Source organism: Virgibacillus salexigens, from assembly GCF_014905415.1.
GTDB lineage: Bacteria > Bacillota > Bacilli > Bacillales > Amphibacillaceae > Virgibacillus > Virgibacillus salexigens.
This window is the reverse complement of the sequence record NZ_BNEO01000009.1, coordinates 17408-44146: the sequence shown is the minus strand read 5'-3', so window position 1 is coordinate 44146 and position 26739 is coordinate 17408. Positions and strand designations below refer to the sequence as shown.

General features: G+C 36.6%; 26 protein-coding genes and 1 pseudogene. 4 read left to right on the top strand and 23 right to left on the bottom strand.

The genetic code is table 11. The features are described 5' to 3' along the window. Positions 1-68: 68 nt before the first annotated feature. Genes rsgA through JKP73_RS20900 form a run of 3 tightly spaced genes read right to left on the bottom strand, consistent with a single transcriptional unit; the run spans position 69 to position 2728 of the window. On the bottom strand, positions 69-1169 hold the full coding sequence (rsgA, locus tag JKP73_RS20910; protein ID WP_234447158.1) for a ribosome small subunit-dependent GTPase A: 1101 nt from the start codon (positions 1167-1169) through the stop codon (positions 69-71). 18 nt (positions 1170-1187) lie between these two features. Beyond that, complete coding sequence (gene speD / locus JKP73_RS20905) at positions 1188-1547, bottom strand: adenosylmethionine decarboxylase (protein WP_200411797.1); 360 nt, start codon at positions 1545-1547, stop codon at positions 1188-1190. Between the two features lie 14 nt (positions 1548-1561). After that, a complete protein-coding gene (locus JKP73_RS20900) occupies positions 1562-2728 on the bottom strand; it encodes a bis-aminopropyl spermidine synthase family protein (RefSeq protein WP_200411796.1) in 1167 nt (388 codons plus the stop codon). Positions 2729-3493: 765 nt separating this feature from the next. On the opposite strand from JKP73_RS20900, the gene JKP73_RS20895 reads away from it, so the two are divergent. After that, complete coding sequence (locus JKP73_RS20895; protein WP_200411795.1) at positions 3494-4294, top strand: class I SAM-dependent methyltransferase; 801 nt, start codon at positions 3494-3496, stop codon at positions 4292-4294. A gap of 117 nt (positions 4295-4411) precedes the next feature. On the opposite strand, the gene JKP73_RS20890 is transcribed toward JKP73_RS20895, so the two are convergent. Next, on the bottom strand, positions 4412-4687 hold the full coding sequence (locus JKP73_RS20890) for a hypothetical protein (protein WP_234447157.1): 276 nt from the start codon (positions 4685-4687) through the stop codon (positions 4412-4414). Between the two features lie 87 nt (positions 4688-4774). On the opposite strand from JKP73_RS20890, the gene JKP73_RS20885 reads away from it, so the two are divergent. From JKP73_RS20885 to JKP73_RS20875, 3 genes are read left to right on the top strand one after another with little or no spacing between them, the layout of a single operon-like run. Beyond that, a complete protein-coding gene (locus JKP73_RS20885; protein ID WP_200411794.1) occupies positions 4775-5491 on the top strand; it encodes an ABC transporter ATP-binding protein in 717 nt (238 codons plus the stop codon). After that, positions 5488-6222, top strand: a complete 735-nt coding sequence (locus JKP73_RS20880; RefSeq protein ID WP_200411793.1) for an ABC transporter permease — start codon at positions 5488-5490, stop codon at positions 6220-6222. Before JKP73_RS20885 ends, JKP73_RS20880 begins: the two co-directional genes overlap by 4 nt. A 9-nt stretch (positions 6223-6231) precedes the next feature. Continuing rightward, entirely contained in the window at positions 6232-6963 is a 732-nt protein-coding gene (locus tag JKP73_RS20875; RefSeq protein WP_200411792.1) for a MerR family transcriptional regulator, read from the top strand. Positions 6964-7195: 232 nt separating this feature from the next. Here the strand turns inward: JKP73_RS20875 and JKP73_RS20870 are convergent, their stop codons facing one another. From JKP73_RS20870 to JKP73_RS20780, 19 genes and pseudogenes are all read right to left on the bottom strand, one after another. Beyond that, positions 7196-7576, bottom strand: coding sequence for a DUF6262 family protein (locus tag JKP73_RS20870; RefSeq protein WP_200411791.1), 381 nt, complete (start codon positions 7574-7576; stop codon positions 7196-7198). After that, positions 7569-9689 (bottom strand): annotated as a pseudogene (locus tag JKP73_RS20865) (tyrosine-type recombinase/integrase). The gene JKP73_RS20870 and the pseudogene JKP73_RS20865 overlap by 8 nt, the downstream one beginning before the upstream one ends. Before the next feature lie 23 nt (positions 9690-9712). Then, positions 9713-10822 (bottom strand): tyrosine-type recombinase/integrase, encoded by a 1110-nt coding sequence (locus JKP73_RS20860; RefSeq protein ID WP_200411790.1) that lies wholly within the window; start codon positions 10820-10822, stop codon positions 9713-9715. 222 nt (positions 10823-11044) lie between these two features. Beyond that, positions 11045-12649: an LPD25 domain-containing protein gene (locus JKP73_RS20855; protein WP_200411789.1), complete on the bottom strand. Its 1605-nt coding sequence runs from the start codon at positions 12647-12649 to the stop codon at positions 11045-11047. 58 nt (positions 12650-12707) lie between these two features. Continuing rightward, on the bottom strand, positions 12708-13271 hold the full coding sequence (locus JKP73_RS20850) for a hypothetical protein (RefSeq protein WP_200411788.1): 564 nt from the start codon (positions 13269-13271) through the stop codon (positions 12708-12710). A 49-nt stretch (positions 13272-13320) separates the two neighbouring features. Further along, positions 13321-13518, bottom strand: coding sequence for a hypothetical protein (locus tag JKP73_RS20845; RefSeq protein WP_200411787.1), 198 nt, complete (start codon positions 13516-13518; stop codon positions 13321-13323). Positions 13519-13772: 254 nt separating this feature from the next. Further along, positions 13773-14000, bottom strand: a complete 228-nt coding sequence (locus JKP73_RS20840; protein ID WP_200411786.1) for a hypothetical protein — start codon at positions 13998-14000, stop codon at positions 13773-13775. A 6-nt stretch (positions 14001-14006) separates the two neighbouring features. Further along, on the bottom strand, positions 14007-16148 hold the full coding sequence (locus JKP73_RS20835; RefSeq protein WP_200411785.1) for a type IA DNA topoisomerase: 2142 nt from the start codon (positions 16146-16148) through the stop codon (positions 14007-14009). Between the two features lie 93 nt (positions 16149-16241). Next, positions 16242-16658, bottom strand: a complete 417-nt coding sequence (locus tag JKP73_RS20830) for a hypothetical protein (protein WP_200411784.1) — start codon at positions 16656-16658, stop codon at positions 16242-16244. 101 nt (positions 16659-16759) lie between these two features. Further along, positions 16760-18004, bottom strand: a complete 1245-nt coding sequence (gene mobP2, locus JKP73_RS20825) for a MobP2 family relaxase (protein WP_200411783.1) — start codon at positions 18002-18004, stop codon at positions 16760-16762. A gap of 3 nt (positions 18005-18007) precedes the next feature. Then, positions 18008-18460 carry a hypothetical protein gene (locus JKP73_RS20820; protein ID WP_200411782.1) on the bottom strand — a complete coding sequence of 151 codons (453 nt, stop codon included), beginning with the start codon at positions 18458-18460 and terminating at the stop codon, positions 18008-18010. Position 18461: 1 nt separating this feature from the next. Beyond that, complete coding sequence (locus JKP73_RS20815) at positions 18462-18794, bottom strand: hypothetical protein (RefSeq protein ID WP_200411781.1); 333 nt, start codon at positions 18792-18794, stop codon at positions 18462-18464. A gap of 283 nt (positions 18795-19077) precedes the next feature. After that, a complete protein-coding gene (locus JKP73_RS20810) occupies positions 19078-20121 on the bottom strand; it encodes a hypothetical protein (protein ID WP_200411780.1) in 1044 nt (347 codons plus the stop codon). 23 nt (positions 20122-20144) lie between these two features. Continuing rightward, the gene (locus JKP73_RS20805) at positions 20145-21272 is read right to left on the bottom strand and encodes a M23 family metallopeptidase (protein WP_200411779.1); all 1128 of its coding nucleotides are present in this window, start codon (positions 21270-21272) and stop codon (positions 20145-20147) included. Further along, entirely contained in the window at positions 21269-21919 is a 651-nt protein-coding gene (locus JKP73_RS20800; RefSeq protein ID WP_200411778.1) for a hypothetical protein, read from the bottom strand. Before JKP73_RS20800 ends, JKP73_RS20805 begins: the two co-directional genes overlap by 4 nt. After that, complete coding sequence (locus tag JKP73_RS20795; RefSeq protein WP_200411819.1) at positions 21919-23847, bottom strand: VirB4 family type IV secretion system protein; 1929 nt, start codon at positions 23845-23847, stop codon at positions 21919-21921. Before JKP73_RS20795 ends, JKP73_RS20800 begins: the two co-directional genes overlap by 1 nt. Positions 23848-23862: 15 nt before the next feature. After that, positions 23863-24498, bottom strand: a complete 636-nt coding sequence (locus JKP73_RS20790; protein ID WP_200411777.1) for a TraC-like domain-containing protein — start codon at positions 24496-24498, stop codon at positions 23863-23865. A gap of 32 nt (positions 24499-24530) precedes the next feature. Next, positions 24531-24836: a DUF5592 family protein gene (locus JKP73_RS20785; RefSeq protein WP_200411776.1), complete on the bottom strand. Its 306-nt coding sequence runs from the start codon at positions 24834-24836 to the stop codon at positions 24531-24533. Then, positions 24808-26736: a pLS20_p028 family conjugation system transmembrane protein gene (locus JKP73_RS20780; RefSeq protein WP_200411775.1), complete on the bottom strand. Its 1929-nt coding sequence runs from the start codon at positions 26734-26736 to the stop codon at positions 24808-24810. Before JKP73_RS20780 ends, JKP73_RS20785 begins: the two co-directional genes overlap by 29 nt. Between the last annotated feature and the right edge of the window lie 3 nt (positions 26737-26739).

Below are 26739 nucleotides of genomic sequence, written 5' to 3'. Positions count from 1 at the left end.
AAAAAAATAGGGTACCAGCTCAACATGGAGCCGATACCCTAATCTTCATTTTAAACATTTCTAAGACTTCATCTTCTTTTATTTCTATTTTGTTTTTTGATGGATTTTCTGAAATTCCTAAAGTTTTTCATGCCACCCATACTACTAAGCATTTCATTTGTCTTTTCTTTTTCAATCATTTTAGAATTCAAACCTTGATATTTAGTCTCTTTTTTTAGTTTCCAATAGCTTTCTAGCCTTTCAACTGACAAAAAGCCATCTTTAATTGCTTTTTGTACAGCACAGTTTGGCTCATGTTGGTGTGTACAATCATTAAATTTACAATCATTAGCAAGTTCATCAATATCAGAAAAGGAATTCGTTAAATCTGCACTTATAATCCCAAGTTCTCGCATTCCTGGAGTGTCTATAACAACGCCTAAATCTGGCAACATGATCAGCTCACGTCTTGTAGTGGTATGTCTTCCCTTATCGTCATTTCTTATTTCTCTCGTATCTAATACACGTTGACCGAGAAGACGATTAATTAGGGTCGATTTTCCAACTCCAGAAGAGCCTATAAATGCTACAGTCTGTCCACTTGAAAGATATCTTTTTACTGATTGATATCCATCATCAGAAATACTTGTTGTAACAAGCACATCTACTCCTATTGCAATAGAAGAGATTTCGTTAAGTCTTACTTCTATTTCCTTACATAGATCTGATTTTGTAAGTACAATAACTGGTACTGCACCACTATCCCAAGCGATAGAAAGGTAACGTTCTAGTCTACGTAAGTTATAATCATCGTTCAGTGACATACAAAGAAAAACCGTATCAATATTTGTAGCGACAATCTGAATATCTTCTTTAGTTCCTGCCATTTTACGTGCAAATACGCTTTTTCGTGAAAGTATGTGGTGAATAATTCCGTTTCCCTGTGAATTATTTGTTCTATCGATCATAACAAAATCTCCAACAGCAGGATATTCAGAAATTCCTTTTACACTATAGTGATACTTACCAGATATCTCAGCTACGATCTCACCATTTTCTGTGATTACCTTATATAAATTTTTAGATTGTGATGAAACTCGACCAATAAAAAGGTCTTTATATATTTTAGACTCCTGTATAAATTCTTCAGTAAGTCCTAAATTTTTTATATCAATATTATTCAATTTCATTTCCTCCTAAAGTTTAGATTACAATTTTCGGGATTCTATGCCTCTTATTATTTCTTTACAATTATTATATTTTGACTCTAAAGAGGAATCCAAGTACTGAATTGCAAACTTCGGTTGGACATGCCTTCCACATGTGTATATATCAATGCTTGCATATCCGTGTTCTGGAAAACTGTGTATACTTAAATGAGATTCTGCTAAGATAACAACTCCACTGAACCCTTGTGGTGAAAACTCATGAAAGAACACTCCACATATTGTAGCTCCAGTTTTTTCTGCTGCAACCATAAGTTCATTTTCCAAGTACTTTTTATCTGTAAGTTTATAAACATTACATCCCCATAAGTCAGATACAATATGGCGGCCAAATGTATCCATTCTATTCCTCCTTTCTATAACCTTTGTTTTTTGATTAGGCAAAAATTATTTTGATTGCAATCCGGACACCCTTGGTTTTTCAACGCTTCGATTGTAGGAAAGTCTCCCTGGGTGCCAACAAGAATTGATTTATTGCACGACTTACAATGGTAAGTACGAATTGTTTGTCTTACCTCGCCTGTATAGAGTTCATCTTCAAATCGATCCGTAATATTAGGCTTTGTCGATTCTGTTGTTTGAAGGACGATCATTTGTCCTTTATTTCCAATCATTTGCGCCCCTTCGTATTCATTAAAATGTACAATAATCTCTTTAATTGAGAGACTCATGTGTATTAGCTCATACTGCAATGCCAGCATAAATTCAGGTGATTTATGGGCAAATGACAAAAAGATTGGCATTCCTTTTTCTTTCTTCATAGCGCTTATTCCACGAGAAAGGAACAGGGACATTCCTTCCAGCGTATAAGGAGGGTCTGTGAAAAAGCAATCGTATTGCTCGTAAAAATACTCTGGTAGTGATTGTCGTAAATCCAAATGAAGGTCATTAATAAATAGTCCTTCTCGTTCCTTTATATCACGAATATACTTTAAGAATCGGTCATCATTATCTATGACCGTAATCATGGTTTTTTTATTCCCCTTTTTCGGAAATAACCGATTAAGAAGAAGGCCAAGTGACACACTGACTAGGTCGTCATCACCAACACACAAGATTTTTTTCCCGATCAACGCATGCTGTCTTAGGCAAAGTATTGCGCGACGCAAACTTGTTTCGGGTGTGCATTTCGATTGATCAATTTGCACATTAACTTGTGGGCGTAATTGAAATAACTTTGTAAGTAACGATAATATGTCTTCCAGCTCTATCTTCCAATCTGTCTCACTGATCATAAGCCTTTGGTATAAGGCTTTGTCTAATCCACCATATCCTAACTCATTTTCGATATATGAAAGTCCTTTATAGGTACAACGCACCCCACGATCCTGCATTAAAGCACCTGCCTTTATGAGTTCCTTCTTAATCGCAGTAGCTACCGGAACAGGCAGAAGGACTTTTCGTGCTAGTTCTTTTGTGGAAATCCCAGGTTTTATAAAACATTCAATCAAAAGTTGTTCGATTACCCGAGGACCCTCTTGAAGACGTACGTTTGCATTTACTTGTTCAATATAATTTTTCATGGAATCACTCTCTTATCGTTGGTATTTTTAATGTGCTATATTCCTTATGGGCAAGCACACACGTCATCCAAACTGTTACATAATCCCACATATAAAAAGGACAGAAAATGAACATATAGTCCATCTTCTGTCCTTTTTAGGATATTGACTACCCAATGTACTTTTGTCGAAATGGTTCAGGTCATTAAAAACCTATTTCTAACATGGGTATAAAAATAGAACCGTGCATAAGAGCACGGTTGTTTGTAGTCAATTATACATTAAGGATGGCCGTTGTGTTCTTAACCGATATTGATCCATCTATTTTTGTCCACTACAAATAAACCACTTCAAAAAGTAGATTTTTGCAAATGAAATAGAAAGAACCATATAAAATTGATTGATTAGTTAAGAACAAATACCAACATCGAGCAAAACTCCTGTTTTTTATAATACTTTTAATTATAACTTGAATATATTAAATTGGCAAGAACAATATTATTCTATTTTTCACTACAACTTTGTTTTGCAAACTTTCTATATAAAACCAGAATGCAATCGTACCCACAGGGGCTCGTCGTCAATTCCTGCTTTAAATGGCACAGGTTATGTGGCTAGCCGGCCCTACTACTGAAAAAGACACAATTCCTCATGAATTGCACCCGATTGTGATGGGGTAAAATATTCATTTGGGTAAAGACTATTGTTTAGACAAGAAAAGATTTTATCTATACCATTACAAATGATAAACTTAAATTTAATATACACATGAGGAGGGTTAACTCATTGTCATCAAATCAAGAGAAAATTCGTGTGAACTATAAAGATGCTTTAATGGAGGATCAAAGATTTTTTCATGATAAGGCTAGCCAAATGGAGTCTTTCTATACTAAAAAATATATCGGTGAGTATATTTCCTTAGAAAAGACTGTTATTGAAATTGGCTGCGGAACAGGTCACTATGGAATGTATTTTGCTAAAAAATGTAATTCTTATTTAGGAATCGATATTACACCCGAAAACATCACTTTGTTTAATCAAAAAATAATGAACAGCGATCTAAAAAATATTAGAGCTCAAGTTGGAGACGCAACAAAACTCGAAGGCATATTAGATAAAAGTTATGATCTTGTATTAATTTTAGGACCGATGTATCACCTACCACCAGAGGAACGAAACTTAGTAATATATGAAAGCAGACGAATATGTAAAGAAGATGGTATTCTAATTTTTGCATATATAAATAAAGTTGGTGCTTATCTGGGAGGGTGTTTTATGGCACCGGAAGATTATCCGAGTAAAACGGCTAACGACTTCGTTTTCAATAAAGGAACTGACGATGTAAGACCAGAGGTGTTCTTTTTCACCACTCCAGAAGAAATGGAAATGTCCGTCACTAATAATAACTTAACTGTAATTAAAAATGTAGGAGTTGATTTTTCATTCTGCGCTACTGCAATTAATGCAATGTCTGATAAACAATTGGAGGATTGGATGGTACTGTCTAATGTAATGAGTCAAAGCCCGTCTTGCGTAGGTGTTAGTAATCATGCGTTACTTATTTGCAAAAATAGCAAAAGCGTCTGATTGTGGAACAAGATTGAATCCTGCTATTAAGTGATAATAATGATATTTAAAATATAAAAATATCAGAGCTTTTCTACAATAAAGTGTAGAAAGGCTCTTTAAATCTTCTGTATTCTATCACGGTTTTTGTTGTAACAAACGGACAGCGTATTCACTTCCCAGATACTCATTCATCTTTTCTATATATTTTGCAAAAAGCTTATTGTCATTTTGCAGACCGTGGCACGAATTAGGAAACTCGATATAATCGTGGGGTACATTGTTTTCTTCCAATGCGTTAATTATATATTTTATTGTTCCTAATATATCTGTTGTAATGGTGTTACCATACATAATGCTGAAAAAATTTGCCGCTGCCTCTGAACTCTGATCACCGTATGTAGTCCCCAACATAATGGTCCGATTAACCCTCCAATAATACACCACCCCCACAACTCTTTGTTATAGTAGCTTCCTAAGTCTTATATAGGAGGAATAAATATGATCTTAACCGTCAAAAACCTATCGGTCACATACGGTACTAAAAAAGCTATCGACAACATTAGTTTTAGCATCAAACCTGGGGAGGTAATTGGCTTACTTGGGGCAAACGGTGCAGGGAAATCCTCTACGATAGCAGCGGTACTTGGTATTGAAAAGAGTAATTACGAAGAGCTCACAATGCTCGGAAAGTCACCAATTCTCCATCGCAAGGAAGTCTTTCAAGAGGTGGGTGTACAGTTTCAAGAAACAAATTTCCAAGATAAATTAACAGTGCGTGAGGCATGCGAGCAATGGGAGTCGCTTTATAAACAAACTGCTGATGTGCCTCTACTCTTAGAAACTTTTGGTTTAGTTGGAAAGGAAACTCAACTTGTGAAATCTCTTTCAGGAGGAGAACGTCAACGCTTAGCAGTGCTGCTGGCATTGATATCAAATCCTAAGCTTGTTTTTCTAGACGAGCTTACAACGGGATTAGATACTAGGGCACGTCGTATGCTTTGGAAGCAGCTATTAACTATGAAGGAAAATGGGCTGGCAATTGTCCTAACATCACACTACATGGATGAGGTCGAAGCTTTATGTAATGAAATATTAATTTTAAAAGAAGGGAAAACGGTATTTCATGGCACAATCCAAGAGGCTATTCGTACGAGTGGGAAAGCTACACTAGAAGACGCGTACCTAAATTTTGCAGGTCAGGAGGACTGGGTATGAGTACATTTCTTACCTTTTTAAAAATTGAGGGAAAACTGGTTTGGAAGGGCATTGATATTCTAATTTTTGGAATCTGCTTCCCTATCATTTTAGCCACACTATTTGGTTATCTACTGAGTAATGACGGATTAGCTGGTGCTTCCAATTTTGAATTATCGTATGCATCCATAATTACAATTGGTGTACTGGCAACAGGAGTTATGGGCGTACCACTAACCATTGCAGATTACCGTCACCGAGGTATTTTAAAGAGATTCCACGTGACACCTGTTTCACCTCTCCAAATTCTATTTGCTCAAGGTTTGATTCAGCTTTCTTCAGCACTTGTATCATTTATTGGTGTCACACTTGTTTATCATCTATTATTTGATTATGAACTAACGGGCTCTTGGACGATATTCCTTCTGACCTATGCTTTTGTCATTGTAGCGATGTATAGTATTGGGATTTTCATCGGAAGCTTAGTACCTGACCAAAAGTCAGCAAATGTCTGGAGCTCTGTTGCTTACTTTACAATGTTGCTGTTTTCAGGAGCAACAATTCCGTATGAAACCATGCCTCGATTCTTCCAATGGATAATGGATATTTTACCACTTTCTCATGGAATACATTTATTAAAGCAGGCAAGTACAGGAGGATCACTAACAGATGGTCTATTCCATATCGTGATTTTAGCTCTATGTATTGTCATTGGATTAGGTGGAGCGATTAAATATTTCAAATGGAAGTAGGTGTGTCAGGTGTACAAAACAAAGGAAATTGCAGCACTTGTTGGGGTACACCCCAACACTGTGCGCATTTATGAGGAATGGGGATTTATATCACCTGTACCAAGACAAACAAATGGCTACCGTATCTATTCAGATATCCATTTGTTACAGTTAAAAGTCGCTCGAACGCTCTTTCGCTGTGAAATTGTGCAAGGAGATCTTCGAAAAAGAGCTCGTGCCATTGTATATGCTTGCGGTAAAGAAAATTTTACGAAAGCTGAAGAACTAACAATAGACTATCTTACCAATTTAGAACGCGAATATGTTCATGCCTTGTCTGCTACAAAAGTTGTTGAGAAATGGTTGAGAGAAGATCCTACTGTTAGTACACGAACTTATTCTCGAAAGGAAGTGGCACTGCTTTTAAATATTACATCTGAAGCTGTACGAAATTGGGAACGTAACGGACTCATTACCGTTCCGAGACTGGGCAACGGTAATCGTGCATATGGTGAAAAGGAACTGGAGCAGCTACGAGTTATTCGTAGTTTAAGAAGTGCCCATTACTCAATTAATGCCATTTTACGTTTACTCAAACAAATTCAACAACCAAGTACTGATATTGTCACGATTTTAAATACACCAACAGATGAAGAAGATATTGTGTCAGTAACGGATCAATTAGGTAAATCATTACTAGATGCCATAGCAGATGCAAAAGATACACTAGCTTTGTTTCATGAAAAAACCACTTTCCAATAACGTTAAAGGAAAGTGGTTTTTAGCATCTTTGTAGCTTTGAAATAATGATCGATATAAAAATATCCACTAATTCATATTTTACGATAAAAAGAATCCATTTAAAATTAAAATGAATAATTCTCTATCAGATTAGGTTTGGTATTTATAAAATAAAGAGTTTGATCATTTTAACCTATTTTGTTCAACAATCTGGCCCGTTTGTTGAAAGAATAGGCAACGCCATTCTCAATTCCTAAAATTTTTTATATACCTCTCCATAAGCCAATTTCACTTGTTCTTTTAGTTGCTTATTCTCTTCCTCTAATTTTTTTACCTTTCTTTTCAATGATTGAATAAGAGCATCTTTATTACCTTCATTTATGTTCCGATTTATTTGTTTACTAGTAGGATCTTCTATTTGTCGTTGACGTAAGGATTCAATACGCTCACGTAGTTCAGAATTATTGTATAATGTTGCTTTTGCTACGCCTGCTTCAATTGCTACACTATTAAAATTAATGCTTTCATTGAATCGGATAAGCCTTGTAATGGCATCATCGACCTTTTGATAAGTTAGAGCCTTTCTAGAAGCATGAATGGCTTTTAAATGTTCTCTACGATCATAACTAGCCATTCAAAACACCCTGCTTTCGTTTCATTCGATCTGACCTGCCAAAAATGATGTTTCCACCTTGGATAGTATTTAAAATGTTTTGGTATCGCTCTAAGTTCTTTTTGTTTTTTTCTGCAATATCGTCCCGCCCCCGTTGTTCAAGAATGTCAATCATCCTTGAGGTCGTTTTGACCAATAATTCATATTTCTGTGTATCTAATTCTGAAAAGCCTATTGCTAAATCTTTACATGGACTCCCACCATTACAAGTTAAACACGGAGGTTCTTCGGCATGTGGGCAATTGCCATTAATTCTTGCGTGACAAGTTACATATGGATTATCAATCGAATTTAATTTATGATCTTGCCACAACATTTCTAGTATATCACTCGGTACATCCTCATCGGGATTCACTTGTTGGACTTTACCATTTAGATCAAAACTAAACACCCCTTGTTTCATCACTTCTTCAAAGGCTTTTCGTTTAGTATTATCTAATAATCTAGCGTATCGCATGGTCATTTCAGGGGAGGAATATGCAAGTAATTCTTGAACAGTTAAAATATCTGCTCCTCCATTTAGCATTTTAATAGCGTAAGTATGTCTGAACTGATGAGTTTTAAAGTGGAATAAATTTCCATTTTCACTTGTAATATTGCATTCTCTGGCAAAAATATTTTAATTGGTCTACGAACCATTTCTGGCTATAAGGTCTTCCTTTTCTTGCACCACTTAGGCGTGCGAAAATATATTTTTCAGGATTGTTGTCCTGGTTACTATTAACTTTTGAATTATCAACTAGTGCTGCTATAATATTTGCAAGTTCATCATCAATAGGAATTGAATGTCCTTTGACATAAGTCTTCTTAATATCAGCTACAACCTGGTATTTCCCATTTAGCCTCACTAAGCAATCTTGTTTTAATCCTAATACATCTGAAATACGAAGTCCTGTTTTAAAAGCAATCCATAAAATCGGTTGAGCATCTCGATGAAGATGATTAATATCTCGAAACAATTGCTCCAATACTGTATCAGGTATGTAATCAATGTGATCATATGGTCTCTTCTTTAATTTCGGTTTATCTGAAGGTAAAATTAATAATCTAATATTCTTTTGACAAGCTATACTATATTCGAAGGTCTGTAAATCTTCTAAAAACTTTTGTATGATATTTATACCTTTCGAAATATAGTGTTCTGGATGCGATTTCCCCTGTTTAATTTGTGTCTTGGCATAATTGTTTAGATCCTCAATGTATTTCTCTATATGTTCTCTTGACAAATCTTGAAAATCCTTCCATTTAGGTTCAAGAAACAAGATCAAATTGATAAATCGAGGGATATAATAAAGATAGTTTGTTGCAGTACTCCATGAAAAGTTTCTTTTACTTAATAACCTTTGCTTGAAATACTTTTTGACTTGCTCTCTGATAATTTTGTTTTTAATTGTGGTAAAATTAAGTGTATATACTGTTTTAGATTTATTATAATCAATGTTATATTTTTCATTTAATACCCTTACGTCCCAAATATCCTTTTCCCATTCTTCTCGAGTATCTGTAAGGTGAAATAGGTTTGTGTAAATTACATTTAATGTGCTGGCTAAAGATGTCATGCATTTATATGTCTTTCCACGGGCTGCATTATACGATAGTCTATGCGTTTTAAAACCTCTATACCGTAACCAATCAAACCATTCCTCCTTTGCATTTTCAATGTCTAAATGAAGTAAAGACGAAATATTGGCGTACTTTTCAGATAAAAACTCTCCAAGTCTTCTGAGTTTCTTTTGATAATCATTAAATAAACCCGACAACGTTAATTCTCCATTAAATAGTCTGTGGTATATAACGTATTTTATTTCAAGATTTATAGAAGGGTTTGGAAAAATAAATGAAAGATTCTTATATTTCCTTTATAATTTGCATATTGGTTTTTGAAATTATTAATAGAACCGATAAAATCAAGATTCCACTTGTCATTAACCAAAAAATAGTCATTCATAATCATTTGTTTAGTCAAAGATCCATCCTTATTAATCTTAACATCAACAAATGAAGATAGTTCTTCTTTTATTTTCAGTAAATATTGTATATCAATATTTTGATGGATCGGATAGTTACTAACCATTAATGATATGCCCCTTTAACTTTTTAAATTTTAAATGCTGTTTGTGCTTTCTCCCAATTCTCACGGATTTCTTCATCCGAAGGATGCAGGTACAGGTTCATTGTTGTTTGTATTTGAGAGTGTCCTAATCGTTCTTGTACTTGTTTAATATCCTTTGTTTTCTGGTAATAGATTGTAGCGTGTGTATGGCGAAATAGGTGAGGGTGTAGGTTTATCCCTGTTTTCTTTTTTAAACGCTTAAATAGTGATTCTACGTTCCAATATTCCATTGGTTTCCCTACATTTTTTCCTCGCAACTTCACAAAAACAAAGTCAGTATTGACCTCCAACTCGTCAATGACTTCATATAAGTAATCATCAAATACATCCATTAACTCTTGTGAAATATGTATGGCACGCTCTCCTGTTTTCAACTTTGCACCGTTTGATAATTCCCCTCTATCTTTCAACTGGATACGGTGTCCATTTTTATGATCGTAAATAAAGTCTTCTATGAACAACGATAGTACTTCTCCAATTCTTAATCCTGTTTCATATAGCAGTTTAATAAGCAATCGATCCCGCATGTTGCTTGTGGCTTCATGAATCTGTTCAACTTCTTCTTTAGACAATACTTGTAACTTTTTCCTTGGTTCTTTTAACGCTAAGATATTCTTATAAGAAGGCTTATCTTTATTGACATGATAAAGGAAATCTTTGTATTTTTTATGCCCTCCAGTAAATACTTGCTTCATCAGCCTTTCTATCATGTCGTTATTTATTTCTTGAATACGAAATAAATAATCATAAAAATTAGTAACTACGGTAATAGTGAGATTTACTGTTTTCCCAGTCTTTTTTGCTTTTGTTTTTTTTAATAGAGTTACTCTGCTACTTGCATAAGGATTCCTTAACCATACAATAAACTCTGCTAAATCTTTTATTGTTATAACTTTAAAATCTTTTTCTATTTCAAGTAAATAACTGAAATATTGCTTTAAAGCATAACAATACGTTTTTTGAGTATTACTACTTTTCCCTGTCATATCTAGATATTTTAAATATCTCATTACTGGGACTACTGGTATGCCTTCTTCATCAAGAAGCATGTATCTTTTTTTATTATCATCAAGTAACACTTCCTGTACTTTCATAATAACCTCCATCAATAATAGAATCATAAACTAAACATATTAGACTAAAATTTAAAAGTATATTATATAATTCTAGTATGCATAAAAAAGAGGATATTAGCTATTATATTAAACTAACTATCCTCTTATTATTATAGTATATTTAATTCAAGAAAAGGGGTGAACTACCACCCATGAAAGCCCTATTACACTAATAGTAAGTATAACAAACTATAAAGTTTTTCACATCAATTCCATAACGGCTTCTTGTAGTTTTCTTTTTCCACCTTTAACTTCCAACCAATCACTAATATCTTTTTCTTCTCCTTTGTTTAAGAAACTATAAACAGCATCATCAAGCACCCTTAGTTGGTCAACCTCAAGGTTATCTTCTTTCCGAACCTGATGATGTGGATTCAAGACTTCCCCCTCTCCAATATCCAACCGATCAATACTTACAATTTCCGTCTCCGAATTATAATTTGCAGGAAAAATAATATGATAAAGGGTTTTATAGTTTCTATCGTCAGCTTGATACCTTTCTTCCAACTTCTCCATAATAGCGTTACCATGTGCAAAATCCATCATTGAATCAACTTCTAATTCCGGTGCCTCAGACCACTCAATAAACATTTGTGGCTTCTCAATATCTAAGTCATATCCCTTTAACCATGCCTTGCATTTTACTACATGATCGAATTCTTCTGTGCACGCTTCGTTCGTAGAATTATCCAGTCCAGCCATTGCATTCCCGTCCGCAAGATAATACAAGCCTTTTGTATGTTCTTCTTCCTTATGATCAATCACATAGTCCATTGCTTCTTGATTAACTTCTATAAGTTCAGACGTATCTTTTCGATACTGAATAGCTTTTATAAAGGATTCCCTACCGTTTTCCATTTCTTTAGCTTGATCTTTCATCAACTCAGGTTCCATAACCTCAATAAATTCAACTGCTGCTCCTCTTACTTCTTCCAATAACTTTGCTTTATCTTTTAATTCCTTTCCTTGGGTCCAATTCGCAAGGTAGCCCAAAGAATAATCACTTGTATCAATATCAAAGTAGGATGCAACGGCATAAGCTGTCATTTCTGCTTGGAATTCTTTTTCTTCCGAAGATAGATTGAAATGCTTATCTGGAGTACCATGCAACTTGGCATGGGCCAATTCATGGATTAATGTTTTCACGTTTTGCAATTCATCATTACGTGGATTTAAACCAATATGATTTTTTCTACTGTCTAATCCTTGGTAAAATGCACCTTTGGCAGCACCTAATTCCTCTAAAGGCTCGCCAATCGTCACATCTAGTTTATTTTCCACTTTTTGCAGGGCCTCTAACATATTTTGATAGTTTGCTACATTCCCCTCCAGCCATCTATTCGGGAAAATATCTGGGAGATCACTAGCTTTTGCATCAGTTTGCGAAACATCGAAAACACTGCCTTTACCAAAATACAACCCACTTGCCTTTTTCTCTAATTCCCCTTTGTTTAATAATTCATTTTCCTGTTCAGTAGCCCTATTTATGCTTTTCCATTTACCGTTTTCATCCTTAAATTTTGGTTGTGTCTTATTTGGCACTAAAATTCGAATGGCTTTCTCACCTTTCTGTACTTGAAAACCTTTCTCTTTCCAGAAGTTATAGTTTCCAACCGCTTGTGCTCCCTTAAACTGACTTTGAATTAAGGCGGAATTACGCAGCGAGTAATTATGAAATTGCGTCATAAATTCCAGATATTCCGCCATTTTTTCTTCACTTTCAAAATAGGAATCAATAGAATTATCCATCGTTTCAGTTAATTGTTTCACTTTTTCCCGTTTTTGTTCAATCGTTTTTCGCTTCATACAAATTCATCCTTTCATGAAATAGAAAAGGCTCCCCTTTTAACAGGGAAGCCTAACATTACATATCCATATCTTGCATATGTGCTTTCGTATTTTTATTCGCTAGCTCATATCGCTTTTCTTGTAACCACGCTTGTTTTATATTCTCATCCAACAAACCGCCATTTGGAACGGTTGGATCATGTTCCAGAGAAGAAATATCTTGTAAAGCAAGTTCTTCTGGGCTTTTAGCTAGTGCAAAACCGGAATTTTTATCGTTTTCTCGTTTCCAAAAAGAAAGGCAGTCATCATAAAAGTCATCTAATAGTTGTTCCGTTCGATGATCTTTCTCTAAGAGATTTTGTCCGTCAAAACCAGCAGCATAATCAATCTCCCCTGTTTTGGGAACATAAACAATGGTATCTTCTTCTGCCGCAATATATCCGTCCTCATTTTTAACCGGGTGTATGCCTTGTTCCTGAATATAATTCTCTAGTTCAAGGATGGCTGCTGTGTGCTCTGCTTGTGAAATATAATCAAATTCCACATCTAACTCCAATCCTTGAATAAGGTATACGTCAGCGTTTCCAACATAAATTTCTCGTTTATCTTTTTCCATAAATTGTTTACCCTTTCCAGACATAAAGAAAGGACTCCCAAACGGAAGCCCTCACATTTCCATACTATAGTCATTATCTTTGGCTTTCGTTGCCGTCTGTTGCCGTCTTATCATATCTGAGTTCATAAACTAGCGTTACAGCCGTAGACATAGAAAAATCATTTTCCATTAATCCGTAAGTGAATGGCACATTTTTCTCAAATAAAGAATTTTGCAGCTGCTGATACATACTAGGCTTCAATACTTCTTCTAGTTGATATACATCCAACATATCCTCTAATCCAACAGGTTCGGGTATATGTGCTTGTCCGGATTATACAAACAAATATATAAATCGTCTTTATTGGCTGGATCCGGGTTCCATATTCCGCGTTCAATCACATCGCCGGTTTCCTATCCGTCATCATGATGGTTGCGAGACATTCAAAATCGAACGTTGATATGATTCTATAGCTATTCATGCTTCCCCCCCTTTATGCAAAATAAAAACTCCCACAATGGAAGTCAGTGCAATCATCACGTTCATTAATTTGTCGTTTCGTCATCCAATATAACCTTTTTATTTTTTACATCCAACGGAAATAAGGCTTCCTTATCTGCCCGATAAATCGTTTGAACCGTATCCAATGTTATGTCATCCACTTTCATCTCTACCTCTCCGTCTTTCACGATAAACACGACACTTAAAGTCTTGATTTTCTTTATATATCCAATATCAATTACTCGATACTCTCCATTAACGTACATATCCATGCCATATCATCCCTTCTCAAACTCAGGTTTTATTCGCTGTTCTTCGCTGTCATAGCGTAAATACGCATCAAATGTTTTTCCTTTCTTACTCTTGAATCCCTTGATTAAATTGGTTTTGTTACCTGCAAGAAGCTTTTTAATATTGGTTTCACTGATTGCCTTTCCAAGGAACCGTTTGGGTAATGTAAACGTGCAGCCATCTCTATAACGGGAGCAACCATAAAACTTTCCTTTGTCCTCCACCTTCCCTCCTTTCTGGCTGCATATCGGACAATCTCCAATACCGGATTGCTCTTTTACTTCTTGAAACTGCTGCTGCATTGCGTTTACCTTTTTCGGTGCATTTTCCATTAATGATTCCAACATCTGTTCTATCTTAGAAATAAAGTGTTCTTGAGAAGCTTCATTTTGTCCGATTTTGTGTAAATACTTTTCCCATTTGGCGGTCATCTCGGGACTAGCTAGAATCGTTCCTTCGACAGCCTGACATAAAATTTGTCCTTTCTTGGTAACCGACACTTTATTCTTATTTATCTCGATATAGTACTGCTTTTTCAACGTATCAAGGATATTTGCTCTGGTTGCTTCCGTTCCAATCCCTTCATTTTCTTTCAAAGTATGCTGTAGTGCTTCATCGTCAATTTCCTTACCAGCTTGTTTCATGACATTAATTAATTGCCCTTGTGTATAAGCCTTCGATGGTTTCGTTTTTCCTTCATATATATCAATCCCAACGTTGCAAGATTCCCCTTCTTGCATAGACGGAAGAACCGTATTGTCTTGTTCAGCCTCATCTTTTGCGTCGGATGTATCTTCTGTAAATAATGCTTTCCAACCTTTTTTTAGCTCTACCTTGCCGGTTTTCTGAAAGCACAATCCATTTACATCAACATCTACCTTCGTCTCTTCATATTCATAATCACCAGCAAACATTGCGATTGTCCTTGCCATAACTTCCTGATAAATATTCCATTCTTTATCAGTCAAACCCTGCTTGTTCGGTACCTGTTTTGTGGGAATGATGGCATAATGCTCCTGAACCTTGGAACTATCCACATAACGTTTTCGTGCATTGGGATAGACAACATCCATCGATACGTTTAAACAAGATTGATACGTTGGTAGATGGCTTTTTAAGTATGCAAACTCACTCTCCGTAATATAATGACTGTCCGTTCTTGGGTACGATAATAGTTTTTTCTCATACAAAGCTTGTGCCGTTTTTAATACGTCAGACGGGCTATACTTCCAGTTCTTATTGGCAGTTGCTTGCAGCGTTGATAAGGAATGCAGCTTCGGTGCTTTCTTGTTTTTCTGTTCTTTTGTGACCTGTTGTATAATTCCTTGGTTTTCGCCAGATGACAGACGATGAGAATCCAAGATATTCATCGCGTCCTCTTTCGTTTGATAACGTGCTTTCACTTTGGCATCAAATGAACCATTTTTGACATTTATGTTGCCAACTAAATCAAAAAAAGGTTTGGAGACAAAGTTCTCGATTTCCTGTTGTCTTTTATACAATAAATAAAGTGTAGCCGTTTGTACTCTGCCAACACTAAAGACACCCTGCATCCCTCTTTGCTGCAGGAGCAATGTATATAAACGGGATGCATTCATGCCAACCAGCCAATCACTCAATTGTCGTGTTTGAGCTTCCTTATACAATGAAATATAGTTATTTCCATCTTTCAGCTGCTTCAATCCGCTTTGAATTTCATCCACTTCCAATGAATTTATCCATAATCGCTTGGTTGGTTTGTTAGATGCACCGGCCATTTTAATAATACTTCTGGCAATGTTTTCCCCTTCACGGTCACAGTCAGTTGCGACAATGATTTCATCTGTTTCTTTCAATAATTTCTTCACAACGTTAAACTGTTTCCTTTTATCTTTACCTACTTGAAATTGAAATGTTTCCGGAAATATTGGTAACTTGTTTAATTGCCACTGTTTCCAAGATTCACTATAAGATTCTGGTGGTACCAACTCTACCAAATGACCAAATCCCCACGTTATATATACTTTTCCTGGAAAGAATCGTTTATCGTTTGCTTCCAGGTAGCCATCTTTTTTACTGACATGCTGTAGAGCTTCTGCATAGTGCATAGCTTGACTTGGTTTCTCAGCTAAAATTAATGTAAGTCCCATTTATGAGTCAATCTCCCTTATCACTATATATTTTGTGTTATAAGTCTTGCTATGTTTTTCATAAGGTCAAAGTAGCTTTTTAATTTTCAATAATCATCCCTCTAATTTATGAATGGAATAAGCGCAGCTTTGTAATGATTTATCTGTAGCAAATAAGTGTCCGTAATCTTTGATAATCTCATCAAATTCTTTTTTACTAATAGGATGAGACACTAAAAACCCTTCCCCTACATCTTTTGTATAACCAACAACTTCGTATTTGTTGCCAAGGACATCATTAGGAAAGAAACTAAATTTCCTTATTTCTGAGTCATAGGCCACCTTCAATAACTCAGGTAACGTTTTATCTACCCCATCAACATTAATCATATATATATCATCTGAAGGATTTTCTTCAAAAACTTTACTAAAACGAATTAACATTGAAACTCCTGAAATAATATCACCTGTTTCTACTAAAACAGGCTCTTTTGCTAATAAGACTTTATCGTACTCTAATTGGTATTTCATTTTCTTCAACCTTTCTTATTCGAATAGCCTTTTACATGTAAAATGTTTCATAATAAATAAGAATAGAAGGTTTTCAATTTATAATACGACCACCTTTTTGTTTATTCATAGCCATCCATTATACGGTCAAATTCTTGCAGATTACGATCTTTTTGGTAGTCATGAAACGTTCGACGCATAGCTTTACTTAACTTCATCATAGAAGCATTAAACGCATAAACAGTATGATGGGGATCAGCAAATGCTTCTTGAGATGAAAGTGAATGTAATCTATTGAATTGTCTCGGATGAAATAATTTATCGTTTTGCGCTTTATCATACTCGCGCATCTCAGCCAGTAATGCATTCCCCATACGCTTCTTCAGATCATCTAATTTCGTTTGTTTATACGTTTCATAATCACTCCCCTCTCCATACATTTCTTTCATCACATTTACTTCCTCATCCAATTGTTGGTGCAACTGATTCATATCTTCTGCATGAAATTGCTGCAGATAAATATTCGTAATCTCATCAATATACGGTCTTGCATCATTAATCGATTGGTAACCATATTGCCATTGTCTTTTATCCGTTGGAAGGTGCTCCATTGCATCCTGAAACAACTCTTTTGTTTTGCGATAAGCAGACAAGGAAACACCATTTTCTTTTTTATGATGAACGGTACCTCGAACAAGTTCATCAACTTTATTGCGTTCTTTCGTTCGATCCAGTATCATGTTCGCCACTTTGGATTTCATTTTATCCAGTGTCTTTGGTTTACGTTTGGCACGATATTCTTCATGCCATGTTTGGGTTTCCTTATCGAAAACATTTATTTTCTCACGTGTTGGATGGGCTTCCGTTGAAGCTATATGGACATGAATGTTGTCCGTATTATAGTGTAAAGATGCTGTCCATATAGCCGATTTTTCCATACCTTCTGCCTTCAACACCGTATGCATTGTTCCGCGGATAACCTTCCGCATGTTCACTTCATTAACCGTATGGGTAGCCGGATGATAAAGCCCTTGCTTTGCTAACCACTCATTATCAAAACTAATGACATCCTGCCACATAGGTGATTCATTTTGTTGTGCTTTTTGAAATTTCTGCTTCAAGAGTTTCTTGTCACTCTGATTCAACTGATCATTATCGCTTGTGAACAATTGACCTTGTTTTGCTTCATCCTCCATATAATCCATGAAGTCATGAAAAATATAAAAATCATCCGTTTCTTTGGATGATTGCTTAACATGGATATGACGTTTGGCATCTTCTCGATCGATATAATTGATATAATCATTAAACGTATTGGATCCGGGTGTGACAAATTTGCTTCTTAACACAACCGCAGGAGTGCTCATGTATTAGGCCTCACTTTCCTGTTGCTTTTGTGCTTTTTGCTTTTCATAATCGAGTTTCTTTTGACGATGTTTATGGATACGTTTTTGAATTAAGTCTTCTGCTTGCTGCATCCCATTTGTTTTATATTTTTCAGTTGTAATCAAATCTTTAAATTCATTAATCAAGTAATAATGATTCATAAACTCCAGAATAATTTTGGTATCACGGTCAATCACATTGCCGGTAACCTGAATACGATGAAGCTTTTCTTGCATAGCTGCGAACTTTTCATCGATTAATTCCGAGATCATGTTTTGAAACACAACATATTTTTCATCACGTTCTGCAAAGTAATGATCAATTGCTTCTGTAATGGCATCGGTTTGAGATACATGTTTTTCAGCTGCAATGGTCTGTATCTTTTCAACAATGTCAGGTGCCAATCGAACATGTAAACGTTGTTTTGTTGTACCCAAATTAATTCATCTCCTTTACATTTACATTAAACATGTTTTCCAAATAATCATCTGTTTCTTCAGGGTCAATGTCCAACACAGTGGCTAACAACAAATACACTTTCATTGATTGTTTTTCTAATTGATGAAGCCGATTGTACGTAATTTCTAATGCTTTACCAACGCTGCGTAATGTGGAATCCAAATCTTTTTCAGCGCGTTTAATGCCTTGAAACTGTGCTAAATCTTCCAGATGTCTCTTTAATAATTCATTCCGTGACACGTTTTGTTTGCTTGCAACTTCCTTTAGTACTTGCATGGCTCCTGCATCTAAATCACGAATTTTTAAGTCCATTTGTCATCATCCTTTTCATTCTTTTGGCCATCTAATGTGTGCACAGCAGCTGCGTATTTATCTTTGTTTTTATTCCATCATGAGCACCACCTGTATGGGCTTCAGTAAAATAGGAAATGCTCTACCTACAAGCCAAAGAGTGTTGAACAGGATAAGGGGAAAATGCCATCACGTAACGTGATGGACTAGGCAGAGCCTAGTTTTCCTGTGCATGTCATGCATTCGAACAATGGCGTACACTTGGCGCCTATGGTGACTTACAGATGGCGTACACTTCCATTTCTTATTGATCACGCTTTTTCTCAGGCTTTTTCGTGTTATTGGATGACTTGTTGCGCTTATCTTGTTTGTTTTTGGACACAGCTTGGTTGTTCTTTTTTGTACTTTTGTCATCCACTTTTTCCTGTTTTTGTTGGTTGTGTTTACCGTTTTTGTCCGTTAATGCCTTCAGTTTTTCTTCGCGATTTTGATATTTATCCCGAAGTTCTTTCACTTTCTTTTTCAGTTTTTCGATTTCATTTTTCGCATCCTTAATAGCTTTATCCTTGTGTTCAATCTCCCGTTTTGTATCAGCTTGTTCTTCTTTTGTTTCAAATTCCATGCTCTTCTTCAATGATTGTTTTTCTTTTTCAAGTGTGGTAATCAAATCTTTTTGAAACGGAATATCCTGTTCCATAATTGTGGTGATTTTTCGTTTTGTACGTTTTAGATCCGCAATAATATTTTCTTTCTTATATCCCTTATCGGTTTTTGTCACCAGTGTTTTATTGGTCTCAATCTTTCGATAATCACCAACGATAATCACTTGTCCCGGCTCAGACAAATCCGAATCATTGATGTCCTCATCCGTCATTGTTGCAGCTTCACCTTTGTTTTCTAATTGCTTTTTGTACTCCTGTTTTAGAATGTTTTGATCACGATGTTCCGTTACAAATAACCCAATAACCTGAAAGCTTTCCGGAACATTTTCAATTTGAACAATCATGTTATTGTCTGATTGATATACCAGCTCTGCATTGTATTTGTGACTCTCATTTTGTTCTTTCGCATAAAAAGAAAATGTTGGTTTGACCGCATCGGTTCCAGTATGGATACGTTCTAACGTCACTTCCATCAGTTCATTTTTCGGGTTGTATTCCCAATCACGGAGAATTAATGTTGTTTGACTAAGCCCGCCAATTGATTCATTGAATGCTGTTTGGGCTATAACACTGTCATCATACATCCATGTTTTGGAAGTAAAAAAAACGCCAAACAAAAGTCCAGCGATTACCAATAGACTGATATAGTATTTATTCTCACGTCCACGATTCAATTTACTTTTCACGCTAGCTTCATCTCCTTTTCGACTTACTGTTCAGTGGTTAAAAATGGTTGAACGTATGACATCGGATCCACTTTTTCACCGTTTATTCTGACTTCAAAGTGTAGATGAGGACCGGTAGATGCACCGGTTGAACCAACTTTGCCAATCACATCACCTGCTTCGACTTTTGTTCCTGCAGGTTTTCCTTTTTTCATCATGTGCCCGTATCTTGTGCGCATCCCATTTTGATGTTTAATTTCCACATACCAGCCATAACCTGTACCCATGTTGTTTCTGCTTGATTGAAATGTCGTCCCATTTGCCTTACTGATTACAATTTCTCCGTCCGCAAATGCGGTAATTGGTGTTCCGCGAATACCATTTGATGCAACATCAATAGCACCGTGAAAGGAAGTGCATCCACTGCAATTCCGATTACCAAAACCCGATGTAATATTTTTGGTGTGTGCTGATATCCATGACTTGTCGCCAATCAGTTCCATGTATGACTGGGCAGATGGCTTACAATTCATCGTTAAACCACCTAGCTTTTGTGCGATTTCTTTAGTCGTTGGTACCCAATGTTTGTTTAAATTAGTCGGATCATTTGCAGCACCAATCGGAGCATAGACACTTCCTAATTGTTTAATAGTTACCAAGCCATCCACTTTGATGCGGTTATATAATGTTTTCGACATAGCCTTCAATCCTTCTTTCAACGTTGGAAAAGAATAAAGCCCACTCCCATCTGGATTCATCAACCCACCTGGATTATGCTTATCCTTTACTGCATGTGACTTTCCCCAAGCTGTTTCATGTATGGCAATGGCAGCAAACAACACAGGGTCAATGCCGCGCTTTTTGGATAGCTTCATAATGTCGTCCCCATACCCTTTTAGCGCTCCTGATCGTTTTTTATTTTGAAAAATAGCGTCCCATTTTTCCTGATTAATATCACCGGTTGCCGAGCATACATAACCGGCAGATGGATTATTTTGTTGCGCATGTTGTTGATCAACGCTGCCACCTAATGCGCCAATAATGGCAAATAGGATTGTTATAAATACTAAACCAATTAGTATAGGGATGATATTTGCTGTAACCAGACCGACAATCCATCCAATCACTTTTTTCTTCATAATGCCTTTTACCATACCCCAAATACGTTTCATGTATCTCGCTTTCCTTCCATGCCGTCATTAGGGGTTACCATGTTATTCACCAGCCACTTACCGTTTCGGCTTATCACTGTCACGTAAAAAAGCTGCGTTCGTTGATTGGTTATACGACCATTTGATGTTACTTGCCATGTGGCAAATGCACCAAATGTCATGTTTTTGGATTGTGACGGATTCGAAGCAAACAGCTCGATGGATTCAATATGGCGTTTCACGTTTGCTTCCTTTACCGCTGGAATATCATTCTTAACCTTCTTCAAGAATGAACCAGTTACAACGCCCTGCCATTTATCCCAGTCGGAAACGTGGGATAAATAAAGAGCAAGCTCCTGCTTTGCTTGCTCCTTCGCCTTTGTAACTGCTTGACTACCAAACCTTTTTTGATAGGCAGTTTCATATGAATCTTCCTTTTCTTTTGTAGTATTCATATTGCCATCCGGTTTATCTACTAATGCTTCATCGATTTTGTTTTCTTGAAGTGTCGGTGGCTGTGTTGTGTCGTGCTGTGATTCATCGAATAATTCGTCGTTTGGATTTTGTTGTTCTTTGTCATCGGTTGTCCATTTCCAGACATACGTTACAATGATTAACAAGGCAACGATGAGAAGGAATATATACTTGTTGAGAATACGTTTCTTCATTACAATCCCCCCTCAAACAGCTGCAATTCTTCCTCGGACGCTTCAATAGAAAGCATCAAATTACCGAGACCACTAATACTTAGTAAACACTCACCTTGTTGTAGTTGTGGTACATTCTCCAATTCACTGTCGGTCAGTTGTCCTTCAAAAACCGTTCGAAGCGTATCCAGTGAGTTGGAATCTTGCTGCATCACAAATTTATATTGGGTTAGTTCAAATAAGGTCCGAATCTTCGTAACCGTATCCGTGTCTGAGTGATCCGGTACAAAGTCACGAATGGATTGACTGGCCAAAATAAGCCCGCCGAAATATTTCCGTGCTTCCCGTGCAAAGTCTGTTAAGAACTTCACCGCCAGCATATTCTCCGAGTTAACCATCCGATGGGCTTCATCAATCATTACTAGAAAACGGCTTGCCTCATCGACATCAAACGACTCATCCTCATACATAAGTTTTTTCTGAGAGGAACCTATCTGAATCAAGTTATCCCAAATTAAGTTTAATGCGTTAAACATCTGCGCATTGAACACACTTTTTTCAAGCCCGGTTAAATTACGAATGGAAAAGAAAATCACTTGTTCATTTGTAATGGCAGGAATCGTTGTGTGCCCATTAAACAAATAAGAAAAACTATTCACCAGGTTATCAATTACCAACTCAATCTTTTCGAGTCGCCGAATCCTTGTCGATGACAACTCCTGACGAATGATTCGCTTTTCGATATTGTCATAGAGTTGCTTTTGAATAAACATTAAAAAGTCACTGAATATGGGATATTCCTCATTATCCAGTGACGTAATACCCGTGGTATGCATTTTTTCCTGAAAACCAAGAGAATCATAAAAAAGACGCAGCACCTTTTTAAACTCCTCAATTTCCTCAGAAGAAGGATTACCAGCAAGAAACATATAAAAGGTAGCTACTTTGGATATGTGCTGCATAAAACTAATCTCTTCATTCTTTTCCGGGTTGCTATTATCTTCTGTACGAAAAATTTGTAAAGGATTGATAACACCATCACTTCCATCAAGACTAATTGTGTGCCCCTCCACTGATGTAACCAGTGTTTTAAATTCACCTGTTACATCAAAACCACGGATATAGTTCCCGCGTGCTTCATTATCCATTAGTAATTTTTTTAGCGTAGTGGATTTACCAGCACCCATTTTCCCGACAACTACTGCATTAAAAAACCGTCGCATTTTATCCTTATGAAAAAGATCAAATAGTACATTGCCTCCAGTAAACGACGTTCCTAAGTAACTTCCTGTTCGATCATTTAATTCTGAGAAATGATAAGGCAATCCGGATGCAAGCGTCATAGCCGGAAGTCCTTTTCCTTCTCGTTTGTTTGGAAATGCCAGCTGTTGCTCATAGGGTAGAAATAGAGCTTGCCATTCCCAATAGGTTTCATTTAAAAAGATTTGGCCTTTAAATCCGAATGACTGTAGTTTGGATATAGTTCGATCCACTTTCTTTTCCAGCTCCCAGATGGTTGGGGAAGCAACAAACAAACGAATATGGAGTAGTTTAATGACCTCACCCATTTCACTTATTTGCCGATACAAGTCTTCCATCTCCTGATAACCACGTTGAGCATCCATCCGTTCAGATTCATGCTTGGAGCTTCTAAACCGGACATCTTGTTCCACCATGCTTTTATTTATTGCGCTCACCGTTTCATCCTGATTCATCGTTGCCACATCTGTTACTACTGTCACATCATACATGGCCATGATTTTATCGAGCCATAACACATCAACACTGGATGGATACTCAAAAACATGAATACAGGCTTCATAGCCATCACCTTTTTTAATATATTTGTCTTTAAAGCGAATGCCGCCTTGCGGTTGTATTGCCGTTAGAAAACCTTTATCCGGTTGAGGTGGTTTCGCTTTTATCTGTTGTTTCGTCTGCATTGTCATCATAACCATTCCTTCCTATAATTTGGTGTTTTGATTGTTTAATAGAAACAGAATTTGTTCCTTTTTGCTTCGAGGCAGTTCTGTTAACGGAAACGCCTGCTGCATCCCTTGCATAGCATCATTTTTCCGATCAGCCAGTTCCTGTTTGTCATCAGCATACACAAAGATGAAAAACTCCCGATTGGAACGTTCTCGTTCCAGAAAGTCAAACTCAACTAATTTTTGATCGATATATTCCAATCGAATCCGGTTGGTTGTCTGTTTTCGTTTTTTTAGCCAATAGTTGCGCTGAGCTTCCGTATTTGCTGGAAAGTTTAAAATGATCTCTTTATAGGACCGGAAATAACTCCGTAAAAAACGGGTTCGATTCATCAATAAATAATTTAAATCAGCATCGTTCAAGGCATGAATGTTTTTCGTTTGGATCTGAAGAATGTCCATAACACCATTCTTCATCAAAATATAATCATCGTGTATTTGAAGAAATGGCAGTATTTCCAGCGTCTGGTGCAACACTTTTTCTTTCTTCGTGTGCTCCGTCTTTTTATGCCTTTCCGTTTTAAAAACCTGCTTGAATTTCGCTGCCCATGACCTTTCATTTAGCTGTTTGTCATTCGATTCACCGGCAGTCCCTTTGTTCTTTTGATTCATGTTGATTGTGTACCTCCTTTCAACGATAACTATTAGCGCAATTGATGATTTTCCTGTTCGTGTTTATCGCCGGCATGATAAACAATCTTTTTATGGCGAAAAAATAATATAATCGATTCATAGTTTCTTTTTTTCGGATTGTGACCGGACGGCAAGAATAGATAAAACAAAAAGCCAATCACGGCCACGAAATAAGGAATCATAAAAACACTATGCACCAAATCACGTAAAATCGTTAACACCAAAAGAGAGCTAATCAATAACATGACCAGCTCTCGCATTTCCAATCCTAAAATTTTTGGTTTCGCCTTAATCTCTTTTGGAATCTCGTATGTCATGACCCTTCAACCCCTTTTGCATGTCTTGTGGTTTTTTTATATCTTTTTCAGATCCTTGTCGGATATTTCCACGAACCTCATTTATTTTTTGACCGACATCATAACCCGTGTTGTGAGCGCGTGTCAGAAAATGACTGGCTCGCTGTACCGTCTTTTTACCACCAAACAACGTATGTTTTGGTTTTGGGTGAATATGACCATCTGAAGCCTCTGGATTTGGCTGATTTGTCATCTTTGGTGATTTTGGTATAGGAACCTGTCTACTAGAGGGTTTTCCGGGATCGGATGATGTTGTTACTCCACCGGTAGAACCACCACTAGTAGATTGATCTTGTCTTGATTTAGAGTAGGGAGATGGCTGTCGAGCTTCTTGTGTCGGTTGTCCTTTTCCAACGGTACCGTCATTGTCCTTATAGCGCGGGATTGTATTGCCCTTAACCGTGTTCATGGAAAATTGGCCTTCCTGGTGATTTCTATCAGCACTAGTATTCCGATTAGATGGCATTGGTTTCACATGGCTGTTATTTTTCAACGCCCGTTTCATGCCAACACCACCAGCAACAGCACCGCCGCCCATTTTCCCGCCTGATTTAAGAGCTTTACCACCAACTTCGGCTGTCATTTTACCACCTGCACCGATCATGCGACCAGCTGCATAACCACCCATCATGGCCTGCCAGCCAGAACGCAATCCGGCATCAATACCTAACAAGCGCTGCACAATATCTGGCGCGTCAATTAACGCCCAGGCGCCAGCAATCAAAAGCAAAATGATACCAATAACACCAATATGTTGTTCCATGTTATTCGCCCATTGTGCATAAATAATAAACATCCGTAATAGCACCATCATCACAAAGATAACAGCGAATGTACTGGCAATTTCCACTAGCACTTTTTTCAAACGTTGACCGCCTGTTAAATCCGTCGCTGCTGTAAACATGGCAAATAATTGATGGAACGCTAAATCGAACATGGCACGTCCAATTTTAATGGTTGTAATCACCAATGCAAAGGCCGTAACGGCTAATGTGGCTATTGCAACGCCCCAATTAACGTGATACCTGTAATAGCTTTGTTGACCTAGATTGGTAGCTGGAACTGTGTTTGTGTTTAAATCTACTATTCTTTTTCCACCATCACCTGTGGAAACAAGACGTTTAGTTAAGAAATCATATCCAAGTCCTCCATTATCTTGTTGTTTTTTTAATTTACTTACCCACGGTTTTGTTGTCCAACTAAACCAGCCTTCATCTTTTTGAACATCCAATTTTTCATTCACTTCAATGGAAGAAGGTTCTTTTAATTGATTTCCGAACGTATAATCCGTTGTTCCAACATCTTTATCTTTAGAATCTGGTGGATGTGGGAGCAAATTTTTATTGCCTGATACCGTCTCTTCATTGCCACCACTTGCATAATTAAAACCACTATCTACATAATACATCACGTCTGCAATATTCCTTTTAAGAACGTTATCAGATAGTGTTCCTGGTTCATCTAATGCTGAAACACCTTCGTTCAATAAATTCTCCATTATATTCATAAGGGTTGGCAGGATAACAATAACACTTACTGCAACGAATACATTCATTAGTACTTCATTACGTTTTTCAATTTTATTCAACATAAACTGAAAACCTACAATGATTAGCGTCACGACAAACATCCCAAACACATAGGGCTGAATCGTTTCAATAAAACGTTTCATAGCTGGGTTATCGTACACACCACCAAGTGTGACTACGTCTGTTGCCACACCTGCGATCCAATTGTTAATCCAAACTAATGCTTGTATAATTCCCCATCCAATGTTTCGAATGAGATCATCATAAAGCCATCCACTGCTGATATCTAAAATAGCAGCCAAATCTTCATAAAGCTTTTTAAGTTTATCCACGAA